This is a genomic window from Novosphingobium naphthalenivorans NBRC 102051 (assembly GCF_001590985.1).
GTDB classification, from domain to species: domain Bacteria; phylum Pseudomonadota; class Alphaproteobacteria; order Sphingomonadales; family Sphingomonadaceae; genus Novosphingobium; species Novosphingobium naphthalenivorans.
In genome coordinates this window covers 1-14,637 of record NZ_BCTX01000096.1, presented here as the reverse complement: position 1 = coordinate 14,637, position 14,637 = coordinate 1, and the positions used below count along the sequence as shown (strand labels likewise).

Here is a 14,637-nt window from a genome sequence, read left to right as displayed (position 1 = left end):
CCCAGCCGTCCGGTCGCAACCAAGCTCCGTGCGGCTTGCATTCTATCTTACCTATGCAGTACCGTTCGGCATAAGAAGAACCGGGAGGGGCGGCCCAAACATCTGCTGTGGAATCCTGTCGGAGAGACGAGGCACCTTCCAGCGGAACTCGGAGTATATAGTCATGGCCACGTCCCCTCCGCCTTCCGACGATCCGCTGGACGGAATCAGCGAAACGCTCGACCGCACGGCATCGGCGGCCATCGCGCAGACGACTTTCGGCCTTTCGCCGGCCACGCTCCTGCTTGCCATGGCCGATTGGGGGATTCATCTCGCCACGTCGCCGGGCAAACAAATGCAGCTTGGCGCCAAGGCCATCCGCAAGCATGCCCGGCTTTTCGACTATCTGCAGCGCCGCATGGAAGACAGCGAGGCCGAACCGGCCATCGAACCATTGCCGCAGGACCGGCGCTTCGCCGATCCCGCCTGGAAAGAATTACCTTTCAATCTCGTCGCTCAGGCCTTCCTGCTCAACCAGCAATGGTGGCACGCCGCGACGACAGGCATTGGCGGTGTCTCGAAACATCATGAAGACATGGTGGAATTCGCCGCACGGCAGATGCTGGACATGCTCGCGCCGACCAACTTTCTCGCCACCAATCCCGTTCTCCAACACAAGATCGCGGAAACAGGTGGCCAATGCCTGGTCGACGGCTTCCGGCACCTGGTCGAGGACATGCAGCACATGGCGCGCGGCCTGCCGCCGGTCGGCGCCGAAGCCTTTCGCGTGGGCGAAAACGTCGCCACGGCCAAAGGCAAGGTCGTCTACCGCAACAAGCTGATCGAACTGATCCAGTATGAACCGACCACGGACACCGTGCGGCCCGAGCCAATCCTGATCGTGCCCGCGTGGATCATGAAATACTATATTCTCGACCTGTCGCCCGAGAACTCGCTGGTCCGCTGGCTGACGGCGCAAGGCTTCACCGTGTTCATGATTTCGTGGCACAATCCCGGCAGTGCCGACCGTGACCTCGACATGGACGCCTACCGGCACCTCGGACCGATGGCGGCGCTCGATGCGGTGACGGCGATCACCGGCGCGACGGGCATCCATGCCATGGGCTATTGCCTGGGCGGCACGCTGCTCTCGATCGCGGCCGCGGCCATGGCGCGCGACGGAGATGACAGGCTCGCCAGCGTCACACTGCTGGCCGCACAGACGGAATTCAGCGAGCCGGGGGAATTGGGCCTGTTTATCGACGAAGGCCAGCTCAACCTGCTGGAGAACATGATGTGGAGCCGGGGCTATCTGGACAGCAGCCAGATGGGCGGCGCCTTCCAGATCCTGCGTTCCAACGATCTGGTCTGGTCGCGTGTGCTCGCCACCTACCTGATGGGCGAGCGCGAACCGATGAACGACCTCATGGCCTGGAACGCCGACGGCACACGGATGCCCTATGCCATGCACAGCCAGTATCTGCGCCGCCTGTTCCTCGACGACGACCTGGCCGAAGGAAAATACCGGGTGGATGGGCGAACCATCAACCTTGCCTCCATCCGCAAACCGCTGTTCGTGGTCGGAACCGAGCGCGATCATGTCGCGCCATGGCATTCCGTCCACAAGATCCACCTGCTGACCGGGGCCGAGATCACTTTCGTCCTGACCAGCGGCGGGCACAATGCCGGCATCGTTTCGGAACCGGGCCACAAGGGCCGCCGCTACCGCGTGTTGACCCGCGAGGTCGACGGCACCTCCTACGATCCCGAAGAATGGGCAAGCCGCGCCGAGCAAAAGCAAGGCTCATGGTGGACGGCGTGGGGAGAATGGCTGGCCGCGCGTTCGGGAGAACCTGGTGCGCCGCCGCCCATGGGCGCAGCGGACAAGGGCTATGCGGCGATCGCCGATGCTCCCGGCCATTATGTGCTGGAGCATTGAGCAATGACTGACGGAACCATGATCGAGAACCGCACCTTCGACGAGATAAAAGTGGGCGATACCGCCAGTATCTCGCGCACGCTGACCGAAGAGGACATCCAGCTTTTCGCGCTCGTGTCCGGCGACGTGAACCCGGCGCATATGGACGCCGACTATGCCGCGACCGACATGTTCCGCCGCGTCATCGCGCACGGACTATGGGGCGGCGGTCTCATCTCCGCCGTGCTGGGCACCGAACTGCCCGGCCCCGGCGCGATCTATCTCAGCCAGTCGCTGCAGTTCACGCGGCCGGTAGGCCTTGGCGACACGATCACGGCGTCGGTGACGGTGGCGGAAAAACGCGCGCACCATGATATCCTGTTCGATTGCCGCTGCGTCAACCAGGACGGCGAGGAAGTCATCAGCGGCCAGGCCGAAGTCAAGGCGCCGGCCGAGAAGGTCCGCCGCCCCCGTGCGGCGCTGCCGGAGGTCAGCCTGCGCGACCATGACGGCTACCGCAAGCTGATCGAGATGACCGCCAATGGCGTGCCGGAACCGACGGCGGTGGCTCATCCCTGCAGCGCGGCCGCCATGCTGGCCGCGATTGAAGCCGCCGAAGCCAATCTCATCATGCCGATCCTGGTCGGGCCGGAAGCGAAGATCCGCAAGGCGGCCGAAGACGCCGGCAAGGACATTTCGCCTTTCCGCATCGTATCCGCCGCCCATAGCCACGAAGCGGCGGCAAAGGCCGTGGACCTGGTGCGCGGCGGCGAAGCGAAGCTGTTGATGAAAGGCTCGCTCCATACCGACGAATTGATGGGCGCCATCGTGCGCTCCGCCACGGGCCTGCGAACCGAGCGCCGGATCAGCCATGCCTATGTCATGGACGTCCAGAACCATCCGACACCGCTCATCATCACGGATGCCGCGATCAACATCGCGCCGACACTCGAGGAGAAGGCGGACATCATCCGCAACGCCATCGACCTTGCCCATGTCATCGGCATCGCGGAACCGAAAGTGGCGATCCTTTCCGCCGTGGAGACTGTCAATCCCGCGATGCAATCCACACTCGACGCCGCTGCCCTGTGCAAGATGGCCGATCGCGGTCAGATCACGGGCGGCGTGCTGGACGGACCCCTGGCTTTCGACAATGCGATCAGCGAAGCCGCCGCGAAGGAGAAAGGCATCGTCTCGCCGGTGGCGGGCAAAGCGGAAATTCTCGTCGTGCCAAACCTGGAGGCTGGCAACATGCTGGCCAAGCAACTCACCTTCCTGGGCGGTGCGGACGCGGCAGGCATCGTGCTGGGCGCGCGCGTGCCGATCATCCTCGCCAGCCGGGCCGACAGCCTGCGCACCCGCCTCGCCTCCTGCGCGGTCGCGGTGCTGATGGCGCGCGCCGCCACCAAGGCCGCGCCCGGCCTGCCGGGGACGGCGAGCGCATGAAAGCCGTCGTCGCGATCAACTCCGGTTCGTCCAGCATCAAGTTCTCGCTGTTCACGCTCGATGGCCGGGACGGGCTGACGCTCTCGGCAGGCGGCAAGATCGAGAAGATCGGCATCGCGCCCAGCCTGCGGGCCCGCTCCGCGACGGGAGAAATCCTCATCGAGCGGGACTGGCCGGACGGCGCTGCGCTCAGCCATGCGGATCTCCTGGCGGACCTCTTCGCCTGGGCGGGAGATCATCCGCTGGAAGGGCGGGACGTGATCGCCATCGGCCATCGCGTGGTGCATGGCGGCCTGGACTTCGTCACGCCCCGCCTGGTCGATGCCGACCTGCTGGACAGGCTGGAAACGCTGTGCCCCCTCGCCCCGCTGCATCAGCCGCACAACCTCGCGGCGATCCGCGCGATCGCGAAGCTGAAACCCGACCTGCCGCAGGTCGCCTGCTTCGATACGGCCTTCCACCACGACAAGCCGGACGTCGCCTCGCGCCTGGCCATCCCGCGCAAGTTCCACGATCAGGGCATCCGCCGCTACGGCTTTCACGGCCTGTCCTATGAATATGTCGCAATGCGTCTCGCGGAGATCGACCCGGCGCTGGCCGCGGGCCGCGTGGTCGCGGCGCACCTGGGCAACGGGGCCAGCCTCTGCGCCATGCGGGACTGCAGGAGCGTCGATACGACCATGGGCTTCACTGCGCTCGACGGCCTGGTGATGGGCACGCGCTGCGGCACTATCGATCCCGGCGTGATCCTGCACTTTCAGCTCCGCATGGGCATGAGCGCGGCCGATGTGGAGGACATGCTTTACCGGCAGTCCGGCCTGCTCGGCGTGTCCGGCCTGTCGAGCGACATGCGGGCGCTCGCGGCCAGCGATGCGCCGGAAGCGGAAGAGGCGATGGCGCTGTTCGCCTGGCGCGCCGCGCGCGAGACGGCCGCGCTCGCCTCGTCGATGGGCGGGCTGGACGGCATCGTCTTCACCGCCGGGATCGGAGAGAACGACGCCGCGATGCGCCAGCGTATCTGCGCACGCCTCGCATGGCTGGGCGTGGAACTCGACGAACAGGCGAACGCTGCCGGCGCCCCGCTTGTCAGCACGCCCGGCAGCCATGTCGCGGTGCGCGTCATTCCCACCGACGAGGAACGGATGATCGCGCTCCACACCTTGCATGTGCTGGGGGAGAATCCATCATGAGGCGCGCGATAAGCCTTGCCGCCATCGCGCTTGCCACCCCTGCCGCGGCTCATGCCGCATCGCCCGTCGAAATCCTGATCAGCGATGCCGGGCAGGAGGACGAAACCGGCGCCGTTCTGGTCGATCTGCGCCTGCTCAATGACAGCGGCGATCCGCAGGGCATGGCCCTTCCGGACCGCATCGAAGCGCAGGTGGAGCAGAGCGGCGTCTCTCGCACCGTCTGGCTGGAGCGCATGGCGACGACGCCTCCAAACCCGATCATTCCACCTGGCGGTTTCACGCGCGCGACCTACCGGCTTGCGCGGAGGACCAATCTGTCGCTGGAAGGCGCCGCGATCTCCGTTCCCGCATGGGGCACGCGGCAGATCACGCTGGCATTGCGGCCCGCGGACCGAGGGGCGCAAATAGCCACGAACACCTCCGCGCAATCCGGGCCTCCCAACGCGCCGGGGTTGGAAAACAAGGCTGTGCCGCCTCCCTCGGACCGGTCGGCGGGCAACGCCTTTTTCGCCAACCTGTCGGCCTATGAACCGATCTATGCTGTCTATGGTCCGAGCACCGACAGCGCCGCACGCATCCAGATCAGCTTCAAATATCAGATTTTCGGAACGAGACGCGCCCAGGGCTTGCCACTTTCCTGGCGCGACGGACTGCATTTTGCCTATACCCAGCGCATGTTCTGGGATCTTGGCGCGGATTCCTCGCCGTTTCGTAACATCGACTATCAGCCGGAACTCTTCTACCTGACCCCTTCAGCTACGTTGACACGCGGCATCTCGCTGAGCGCACAGGGCGGCTTTCGCCATGAATCCAACGGTCGCTCCGGTCTCGATTCCCGCAGCCTCAACACGCTCTATGTGGCGCCGATGGCCGCCTTCCCACTGGGCGGCGGCTATCGCCTGTCGGTAGCTCCGCGCTTCTCCCTCCTTGTCGGCGACAAATCCGACAATCCCGATATCCGCCGCTACAGGGGCAATAGCTCGCTCTTCCTGGAAGTCGGGAAAGATGACGGCCTACGCCTTACGACATCCACGCGGTTCAGCGTCTCCAGCGGCAAAGGCGCACTCGCCGCCGATCTTTCCTATCCGCTCTCGCGGCTATTGGGTGGGGGACCCGACTTCTATCTCTTCGGCCAGAGCTTCATCGGCTATGGCGAGAATCTGCTCGACTATGATCGCCATACGACCCGTTTTCGTCTGGGCGTGGCACTGGTGCGTTGAAACCCGCCTTCATGCACATCACGCACTTGAGCGACGCCTCCTGCGACATCAGCGCTTCCTGCTCGACTTGAGGTTGCACTCTGGCAATAGTCGACACGCTCACAGCAAAAGTTCCGAGTCACCAAGAAGGAGCCCTTCACATGCCGTCACAATCGAGGCGCTATTCCAGCCCCTATGGTATGGCCGACCCGGCATTGGAGACCAGTTGGGGCTGGGTCCTGGCTTATGGGCTGCTCGTGATCCTGATCGGCGTTTTTGCGCTCCTCAACCCAATCGCGACGGGCTTCGCGACAGGTGTTTTCCTTGCCGTGGCGCTCCTCATATACGGAATACTGGCTATCGCGGCCGGGTTGTCCTCGCTCTCCCGGCGCGCACGCTGGATCGAGATCCTCCTCGGCGTGCTGAGCCTCGTCGCGGCCGCCATCACTTTCTTCAATCCCTTCGCCGGGGCCTTGACGCTCGTCGCGCTGATCGGCGCCTGGTTGCTCATCATCGGCGTTTTCGAAATCGTCGGCGCATTCCAGTCTGCGCATGACCGGGGCTGGCGCCTGCTACTCGGCGTTCTCGACACTGTTCTGGGCGGTCTCCTCCTGTTCAGCGATCCCGCGACCGGACTTGCCTTCCTGGCATTGGCGGTCGGCCTGAGCTTCCTGCTGCGAGGAACCTTCCTCATCATCCTCGCCATGGGTCTGCGCCGCATCGGTAAGCTATAGACTTAGTGCGGCAAGGGTGCCCTGCCCCGAACAACAAAGGAAACGCCAGGATGATCGGAGGATACAAACCGCTTTCGGTCTTGCTCATCCTGGCGGCAACGGTCGGAAATGCTCCGGCATCGAGCATTTCCGGGACTATCTGGCGCAACCCTGCAAACAGTGTGCATATCCGCGCGCAACCGTGCGACGACAGGATGTGCGGTGTCGTCGTCTGGGCTAACGACAAGGCGAAAGCCGATGCGCGCAAGGGCAGCCCGGATCCTCTGGTGGGCGCACAGCTGTTTCGTGATTTCGAGCAGGAGCAGCCCGGCGTGTGGCGCGGCCGCGTTTTCGTGCCCGATATCGGCCGGACCTTCACCGGGCGCGTCACGGTACTCGACAGCAACAGGCTCGAGGCGAACGGCTGCCTCGTCGGGCGCATCGGGTGCCGGTCGCAGATCTGGACGCGCGTCGAGAAGTAGACGCATGGATTGACAGGCTGAAAGACATCTCTCCCATCCGGCTCGCTGACCCTGCGCAAATGCGATAACGCCGAAGGCGAAATGACCGCGTGCCTGATTCTCTTCCTGATCGTCCTTGGTATCAACCTGTTGCCCGCGTTCGGTCCCCCGACATGGTCGATCATCGTTCTCTATGGCCTGACGACCGATCTGCCTGTCGCCTTGATCGTGTTCATTGGCGCGCTCGCGGCCGCTCTTGGACGTTTGCTGCTTGCCTGGGGCTTTCGATTTCTCAAGGACTATTTGCCCGCGAAACAAAAGCGCAACCTCGAAGCAGCGAAAAAAGTCGTCGAGGACCGACCGAAAAGCGCGATTTTCGGGCTCGCACTGTTCGCTCTCTCTCCGCTTCCCTCGGCGCAACTGTTCGAAGCGGCCGGCCTTGCGGGTATCAGGCTGGGGAAGTTCACAGCAGCGTTTTTCGTCGGGCGTCTCGTCTCCTATTCGATCTATGCCGCGACAGCAGGCGTGATCCGCAAATCGAGCCTGGGTGACGTCTTTACCGAGCGCCTCACCAGTCCGTGGGGCATCGCGATGCAGATCGGCATGATCATCCTGCTTGCTGCGCTCGCCCAGATCGACTGGAGCAGATTTCTGCGCTCCGACAACGATCCGCGCTCAAGCGCATGATCTCAAGGAAACAGGTCCCCGTCGCAGACGGTCCATTCGTCGGCAACACGCAAAATTGAAGACGGCGCCGAAAGCCTGCTTGGGTCAAAGCTGCGATTCCAGCGGCAGAAGGCCAATGGCCTGTGCGGTTAGTCTGCGCCAGAACGAGGCTTCCGGTTCCCGGTCGTATCGGACGGGCACGCCGTTCCGGCTCCCGGCCCATTCCACGTCGCCATCCGACGTCAGACAGACCTCATAGCTGCGGGAGGGCGCGGTATCGCGCTGCCAGATGGCAGCCATCTTCCGGGCCAGGGCCTCGGACTCGAAGAGGACGCCCATTTCCGTGTTGAGGGAAGCCGAACGAGGATCCAGGTTCATCGAGCCGATGAACCCCATATGCCCGTCGGCAGTGAAAGCCTTGGTGTGCAGGCTTGCCCGGCTCGATCCTCGCAGGGAAAAGTCCCGCTCCTGATGCTCGGGCCGCAATTCCCAGAGCTTGATCCCTGCCTCGAGCAGCGGAACACGGTAGCGCGCATAACCGCCATGGACCGCGGCGACATCGGTTGCCGCAAGAGAATTGGTCAGGACCGAGACCGAAACCCCCTTTGCCGCAATCGCGGCGAGCGCCGCCGTGCCTTCCTCGCCGGGGATGAAATAGGGCGAAGTGATTTCAAGCCTTTCCCGCGCCGCATCGAAGACCGGCAGCAGGTCGTGCATCAGCCAGTTCTTGCCCTCCTTGCCCAGCACTTTGCGCGGCGGATCGGCGATCACGCGGGCGGCGCGAGTCCAGTCGGGCCGCGTGGTCTCGGGATCGAGAAGCGAGAGCCGTTTGGCGATGCGCTCCAGATAGGGGCGCGCGGCAGCCTCATTGGCAGCGTTGCTCAATTCGGCGGCGATCCGCGTCAGCGCCACGCCAGGATCTTTCAAGGGCGAAAGCCTATCGACCGGCAACGCCAGGCCGCTGTTCCAGTAATCGTCGAAGATCTTCTCCGTCTGGGCGACGGCTGGCCCCATCACCAGCACGTCCATGTCGCGGAAATTGGTTTGCGTCGCGGCATCGAAATAGGCGTCGCCGATATTGCGCCCGCCAAGGATGGCGACGCGGCCATCAGCGATCCAGGCCTTGTTGTGCATGCGCCGGGTCACGCTGAAGGCGCGCAGCATCATTTCGATGCCGCGCCGCAAGCCGCCCTGCCGCGCCCGGGTCGGGTTGAAGATACGGATCTCGATATGCGGATGATGCGCCATGGCGATCATCGCATCAGATGTATGGCTGGTGCCGATGTCGTCGATCAGGATCCGCACCCTGACGCCGCGATCGGCCGCGGACAGGGCCTCGGCCAGAAGAAGGCGGCCGGTCAGATCGTCGTGCCAGATGTAATACATCAGATCGAGCGAGCGCTCGACCTTGCGCGCCGACAATCCACGTGCCGCGAAGGCGTCGAGATTCTCGTCCAGCAAAAGCAGGCCGCTCTCACCGGGGTGCGCATCCGTCGTGGCGCCAATACGCTGATCGAGCGGCGTCCGGCCGCGTTCGATCGACAGTGCGTAGGAAGGCTCCCCCTGCGCGCGACTGGCGAACAGGCCGTAGACCCAGGTCGCGAGCATCGACGCCGCGACGAAGCCCAGGCAGGCAAGGATGACGATCCGGATCAGACGGCAGCATCCGCCTGCGGCTGCTGGCGCACGAGCAGGACATCGCAATCGAGACGGCTGAGCAGCGCCCGCGCCGTGCTGCCGAGCACCGCCACCGTCAGGGCCGATCGACCGTGCGTTCCGATCACGGCCAGGTCGGTTTCGCTCAGCTTCACATGATTGCGGACAACCTCGCAAACCTCGCCATAGTCGACATTGATATCCAGCCTGTCGCGTGCGTCGGCGGGCAGATCGGTCCTGTCCAGAAAGGCATCCAGATCATAGGCTATCCTGGCCTGCAGCGCAGCTGCCGGCCCTTCCCGGCCCCGAAGTGCCTCCAGCGGCACGTGATAGGCGTGAACGAGAGTGATCTCGGCAGCGGGGAATGCGGCCATGGCCGTGCGAAGCGCCTGGGCCGAGCAGCCGGAGAAATCGGTTGCGACCAAGACCCGGCGATAGTGGTGCTGAGTCTTTTCCTTCACGATAAGCACCGGCGCATGAGCATGGCGTATCATGCGCTCCACGGTCGTGCCGATCAGGAAATCCCCGATATCGTCATGGCGCGAGATGCCGGTCACGATGAGATCCGCCCCGCATGCGGTTGACGCTTCCAGCACCGCCTGCGAGACGGCGCCGGTGGCGAGGCGTGTCTCGACCGGAATATCCGGGTCCGCCACCTCCGCCCGCAAGCGGGCATGAAGGCGACTCTCGGCAGCCTGCAGTCCGTCGAGCATGTCTGCGGGATCGGGATCCCTCTGAACATGGAGAAGAACCAGATGTGCGCGCCACTCGCTCGCCAGCTGTATCGCGCGGTCGCGGGCTCGGTCGCAGCGACCGCTAAAATCGGTTGGAAACAGAATCGTTCGCGGGGTCATATCGACGCAACATAGCAGCAGTGGTCCGCCAACCAAGGAACGTGTCGCCGTGTATTTGCAGGACGGACAGAAATGTTCTTCGGCAAGGATTCGCTGGCCGTCGCGAAGCAGACCGATATTATGGCCTGATCAGAAGAGGATGGATAAGATCACAACACCAGACATCATATTGCGAACCCCGACGCTCACTGCCGTGGCAACGGCCGGCGCATCCCACGCACCATCGACACGCTTCTCGCGCCGAACGCTTCTTGCCGGCACCATGACTGCCGCGCTCTGCCTGACCGCCGCTCCGATCCGCGCTATGGCGCTTGATCCAGGATCGATCGCGGCGAGCGTGGAAGCGTTACGGCCAGGAGAGTTCCTGTGGGCGCCCGAAACGGCTCCCGATGGTCCGGTGGTCATCATCGTCAGCCTCGCCAGGCAGCGGGCCTATGTCTATCGCAACGGCGTCCTGATCGGCATCTCGACCGTTTCCACCGGCGCAGCCGGCCACGAAACGCCCACCGGGGTTTTCACCATCCTCCAAAAGAAAGTCGCGCACAGATCGAACCTCTACAATGACGCGCCGATGCCCTACATGCAGCGCCTCACCTGGGACGGGATTGCCATGCACGCCGGCAATCTTCCGGGCTATCCCGCCTCGCACGGATGCATCCGGTTTCCCCTGACGTTCGCCGAGCACCTCTATGATGTCACGCAGCTTGGCCTGACGGTCATCATCACGCAGGCAAGCGAGATTCCGCGCTTTGCCCCAGCTCCCCGTATCCTGCAGGATACGGCCCGGCGCTCGTCGTTCGGGAATGCCTTTTTGACGGTCTGGCAGCCAGAGAAAGCACTCACAGGGCCGATCTCCATAATCGTCAGCGCGGCGGACCAGCGCGCCGTGGTGTTGCGAAACGGCATCGAAATCGGTTCGGCGCCTGTCGCCATCCGCGGCAAGATCTCCGGCCTTCAGGCCTTCAACCTCGCCTCCATCGACGAACACGGGACGCATTGGATGTTCCTCCCTGTATTTGGCGGTGCACAGACGGGGGAAGTCTCGCGGCAGGACCGGGAGCGGCTAATCCTTCCCGAGGACTTCAGACGGGGCCTGCTGTCGGTGCTCAAACCGGGAAGCACGCTGATCGTCACGGCCGATACCCTCGAAAGCGGGAGTACAGGCACATCCCTGACCGTGCTCACGGGCGAGGATGCCCAAGCGGATACAAACGAACGATGACGTTGTGCAATCCCGACTTCGCGTCCATCGCAGCGTCTTACCGCCTGATTCCAAACAATCCCCTGCCGTAATTGCGAAGACCGGCCTAATTACGACATACTCACCAGAGGATTTGACTTCGATGTCCCGATCATTGCGCGTTCCAGTTTCCCTTGCCGCCGCCATCCTGCTGGGGCTGTCCTCGGCGGCTCCGTCACTGGCTGAAACCGCGCCCGCTGCGCCACCTTCGGCCGACGCCACGGCAATCGCGGTACCCGACGGATTTGAGTTGGCGCCGGACGGCACAACTCTTGTCCACGTGGCCAGCGGCCTGCGCTTCCCGGAGGAATTCGAGGGCTTTACCCGCCTCAGGGAACGGGCATTCGATCCGGGCGGCGAGTATATCGCCATCGGCTACGACCGGCCACTCGGCACCGGCGACGATCGCATCGTGGTGCGGATGGCGGTGGTCCATATCGACCAGATGCCGCCACGCGACCACTATATGATCATGCGTCAGGCTACGATGTCCCATTTTGCCGCGCCGACCATCGTGTCGGAAGGACCGGCGACGATCCCAACCAATCGCCGCCTCAAGGCCTATCGCGGAACTTTCACCGGCTATCGCGACGGCAAACCATGGCGTTCCAGCCTGACGACAGTCGACTATGGCTATTGGAGCGGACGCATGACGGCCGCCTATCCCGAAAGCGAAGCTGCCGAAGCTGAGAAATATCTTGGCGTGCTGCTGGCGGAAATCCGCGCGCAGCGCCCAAAGGCGCCGAAACGGTAGACTGGGGACGATGCCCGCGCGAAACCGCTCACTTTGACGGAGCAAGCAGCGAGAGGAGGCGCCGCCAATCTTGTTCGATCATCCGCCAGCGAAAAACGGCAAGCATGTGGGTCAGCAATCGGGAAAGATAATTCCTTTCCCGTGATCGGGCTACGATTTCGTGGACCTCCCTTTCGGTCCACGGCTTCCATTGTCCAGCGACGGCGATCATGTTCGAGCGGAAGGCCGTATCGCTTCATCTCGCAATATACGCTCGGTTTCCGTTATCCGAATGGGGATTGCCGCAGTTATTGAGCGACGTAGTGCAAGTTATCCTTGCCCAGTTCGGCTCCCGTTCCGCTATTTCCTGGGCTGGAAGCTGATGCGGCTTGTAAGCCCCTCTAACGCGCCTCTCACTCATACGCGACGTTCCGCAGCGATCAAAGCGGCCTGATAGGCCGCATCCTCACCCATAATCGCACGCGCTGTCGCGATTAGTTCAGGACTCGCATTACGTGGACGACCCGTATCGAACGGGGGGCTGGATCATATTCGATCGCGAGTTACGTAATTTTTGCAGTCTCTTCACCCCGAAGTTTCGCAAGAAGACGGATTCCGAAATCGATCCCCGCGGTCATGCGAAGGCCAAAGCTGTGAACATAGCCGTCATGCACGTCGAAACCATATTGGAGGCAGCCGTCGAACCGGATGATCTGGAATTGGCGCTGCCTCTCATGAGCCGCCTGCAGGAGGCCATGATCACATGAACTAGGCCGGGTCTCTCCAATCTCTATGGATTCAAGCGTGACGGCCCCTTCACCGAGTGCCGATTTCAGCGTGGTGCGACAAATGTAGACCGATTCAAGTAGGGATTGCTGAGCTATGCCGGCTACCAATCATCGTCAGGGTTTCGTCAGGAAAGACTGTTGAACTTTTTCACGGCATTTTACGAAGGACACCATGAGCCGACTAAGATCCCATCCCGAACGCCATGCGGTGTCACGCATCGGCTGGCTACGCGCGGCAGTGCTGGGAGCCAATGATGGGATCGTTTCGACCGCGAGCCTCATCGTCGGCGTCGCAGCCTCCGGCGCGGGCAAGGCCAATATCCTGGTCGCAGGGATGGCGGCGCTGGTGGCAGGCGCCATGTCGATGGCCGCCGGCGAATATGTCTCGGTCAGCTCTCAGGCGGACACGGAGAATGCCGACCTCGCCCGGGAAAGAGGTGAACTCGCCGTTCAACCGGTGCTCGAGCATCAGGAACTGGCGGACATCTACGTCAAACGCGGTCTGAATGAGGAACTGGCCCGGCAGGTAGCCGACGAACTAATGGCAAAGGATGCGCTGGCCGCGCATGCCCGCGACGAACTCGGCATTTCCGAAGTCGTGACCGCCCGCCCTATCCAGGCCGCGCTCACATCCGCCGCAACTTTCAGCACAGGCGCCCTCATGCCCCTGATGTTGGTCGCCGTCGTTCCGCATGATAGCCTCGTCGCAATCGAGGTCGCGGCAACCCTGTTGTTTCTCGCACTGCTGGGCGCGCTTGGCGCCTGGGCCGGGGGCGCCCGCCCCATGAAATCAATCCTACGGGTCACATTCTGGGGCGCGCTGGCCCTGGCTGCGACCGCGGGCATCGGGAGGCTGTTCGGAACAGTGGTTTGAACCACGCTGCTCACATCGTCAGGATTCGGTCAGTGAACACCCGTAGCCCTTCCAGCTGGAAAGGCGAACGTGATGACAAATTCTGAATATACAAGGACATTCAAGGTTTGGGACACGCCGCTACGGCTATTCCATTGGCTGCTGGTCCTAGCGATCTCGATCGCGTTTCTCTCTTCCGACGACGATAGTCCGATCGCATCGTGGCATATGGTCGCAGGATGGTCTGCTGCTGCCTTGCTTGCGTTCCGTCTGATCTGGGGCTTCGTCGGAGGCGAGCATGCCCGGTTCGTGAATTTCATTCGGCCAACAGCAATCGCCACCCATGCACGCGACCTTCTAGCTGGCCATCCTCGACGTTCCGTGGGTCATAATCCACTGGGCGCGATCGCAGTCGTGGCGCTGATCGGATTGACCGGAATCGTCATCTGGAGCGGCAGCAGCGTTGCGGCAGGCGGCATGGACAAAGACCTTCATGAAGCCCTCGCCTACAGCCTGCTTGCTTTGATCGGGCTTCATGTCGGCGCCGTGCTGTTGATGTCGCTGCTCACCGGCGAAAACCTTGTTCGCGCGATGATCAGCGGCCGCAAGAAGAACAGCCTCTATCCGAATGTGCGTGAGGCTCGGGGACCAGGCTTGTTTGCGGCTCTACTTGGTGCCGCAGCGATCGTTCTGGCAATCATCGCCATTGTCATGGTGGATCCGACCGCCTTCGCGCCGCAGCAACGCCATTCCCATCACGGTTCGCACGAGGAAAGGGATTGAAAACATCGGTTGATGGTCTGGTAGAAAGCTTCAATCCTTCTTGCCTTTCGTTCCTGGTGGAAAGTCTACATTAAACCCATGCGCCTTCTCATCGTCGAAGATAATGAGCGAATGGCGGCACTGATCGCCGACGGTCTTCAGCGCCGGGGCTTCGTGTG

The 14,637-nt window shown here is 62.9% G+C and carries 14 protein-coding genes and 1 pseudogene; 12 read left to right on the top strand and 3 right to left on the bottom strand.

The genetic code is table 11. From position 1 onward, the window contains the following. Nucleotides 1-163: 163 nt before the first annotated feature. The 7 genes from NN5_RS21600 (at nucleotide 164) to NN5_RS21570 (ending at nucleotide 7,593) form a co-directional block, all read left to right on the top strand. Nucleotides 164-1,918, top strand: a complete 1,755-nt coding sequence (locus NN5_RS21600; protein WP_021246278.1) for a PHA/PHB synthase family protein — start codon at nucleotides 164-166, stop codon at nucleotides 1,916-1,918. A gap of 3 nt (nucleotides 1,919-1,921) precedes the next feature. Next, nucleotides 1,922-3,343, top strand: coding sequence for a bifunctional enoyl-CoA hydratase/phosphate acetyltransferase (locus NN5_RS21595; RefSeq protein WP_021690796.1), 1,422 nt, complete (start codon nucleotides 1,922-1,924; stop codon nucleotides 3,341-3,343). Beyond that, on the top strand, nucleotides 3,340-4,533 hold the full coding sequence (locus NN5_RS21590; protein WP_021246276.1) for an acetate/propionate family kinase: 1,194 nt from the start codon (nucleotides 3,340-3,342) through the stop codon (nucleotides 4,531-4,533). The genes NN5_RS21595 and NN5_RS21590 overlap by 4 nt, the downstream gene beginning before the upstream one ends. Beyond that, nucleotides 4,530-5,753, top strand: coding sequence for a phospholipase A (locus NN5_RS21585; protein WP_021246275.1), 1,224 nt, complete (start codon nucleotides 4,530-4,532; stop codon nucleotides 5,751-5,753). Before NN5_RS21590 ends, NN5_RS21585 begins: the two co-directional genes overlap by 4 nt. 140 nt (nucleotides 5,754-5,893) lie before the next feature. Next, nucleotides 5,894-6,466 (top strand): HdeD family acid-resistance protein, encoded by a 573-nt coding sequence (locus tag NN5_RS21580; RefSeq protein WP_021246274.1) that lies wholly within the window; start codon nucleotides 5,894-5,896, stop codon nucleotides 6,464-6,466. Between the two features lie 50 nt (nucleotides 6,467-6,516). Further along, nucleotides 6,517-6,927, top strand: coding sequence for a DUF2147 domain-containing protein (locus tag NN5_RS21575; protein ID WP_021246273.1), 411 nt, complete (start codon nucleotides 6,517-6,519; stop codon nucleotides 6,925-6,927). 81 nt (nucleotides 6,928-7,008) lie between these two features. After that, nucleotides 7,009-7,593 (top strand): hypothetical protein, encoded by a 585-nt coding sequence (locus tag NN5_RS21570; RefSeq protein ID WP_021246272.1) that lies wholly within the window; start codon nucleotides 7,009-7,011, stop codon nucleotides 7,591-7,593. A gap of 84 nt (nucleotides 7,594-7,677) precedes the next feature. On the opposite strand, the gene NN5_RS21565 is transcribed toward NN5_RS21570, so the two are convergent. Beyond that, complete coding sequence (locus tag NN5_RS21565; RefSeq protein ID WP_021246271.1) at nucleotides 7,678-9,180, bottom strand: phospholipase D family protein; 1,503 nt, start codon at nucleotides 9,178-9,180, stop codon at nucleotides 7,678-7,680. A 44-nt stretch (nucleotides 9,181-9,224) separates the two neighbouring features. After that, a complete protein-coding gene (locus NN5_RS21560; RefSeq protein ID WP_021690797.1) occupies nucleotides 9,225-10,082 on the bottom strand; it encodes a universal stress protein in 858 nt (285 codons plus the stop codon). 193 nt (nucleotides 10,083-10,275) lie between these two features. On the opposite strand from NN5_RS21560, the gene NN5_RS21550 reads away from it, so the two are divergent. Together NN5_RS21550 and NN5_RS21545 are read left to right on the top strand one after the other, a co-directional pair. Continuing rightward, entirely contained in the window at nucleotides 10,276-11,304 is a 1,029-nt protein-coding gene (locus NN5_RS21550; protein WP_373280351.1) for a L,D-transpeptidase, read from the top strand. Between the two features lie 121 nt (nucleotides 11,305-11,425). Further along, complete coding sequence (locus NN5_RS21545; RefSeq protein ID WP_021246268.1) at nucleotides 11,426-12,076, top strand: hypothetical protein; 651 nt, start codon at nucleotides 11,426-11,428, stop codon at nucleotides 12,074-12,076. Between the two features lie 28 nt (nucleotides 12,077-12,104). Here the strand turns inward: NN5_RS21545 and NN5_RS26050 are convergent. Beyond that, nucleotides 12,105-12,290 (bottom strand): annotated as a pseudogene (locus NN5_RS26050) (DUF7079 family protein); the annotation flags it as partial. A gap of 280 nt (nucleotides 12,291-12,570) precedes the next feature. Here NN5_RS26050 and NN5_RS21540 point away from each other — a divergent pair. The 3 genes from NN5_RS21540 (at nucleotide 12,571) to NN5_RS21530 (ending at nucleotide 14,479) form a co-directional block, all read left to right on the top strand. Continuing rightward, complete coding sequence (locus NN5_RS21540; protein WP_021246267.1) at nucleotides 12,571-12,822, top strand: hypothetical protein; 252 nt, start codon at nucleotides 12,571-12,573, stop codon at nucleotides 12,820-12,822. Between the two features lie 193 nt (nucleotides 12,823-13,015). Continuing rightward, on the top strand, nucleotides 13,016-13,717 hold the full coding sequence (locus tag NN5_RS21535; RefSeq protein ID WP_021246266.1) for a VIT1/CCC1 transporter family protein: 702 nt from the start codon (nucleotides 13,016-13,018) through the stop codon (nucleotides 13,715-13,717). Between the two features lie 72 nt (nucleotides 13,718-13,789). Next, nucleotides 13,790-14,479 carry a cytochrome b/b6 domain-containing protein gene (locus NN5_RS21530; protein ID WP_021246265.1) on the top strand — a complete coding sequence of 230 codons (690 nt, stop codon included), beginning with the start codon at nucleotides 13,790-13,792 and terminating at the stop codon, nucleotides 14,477-14,479. The last annotated feature ends 158 nt before the right edge of the window (nucleotides 14,480-14,637 follow it).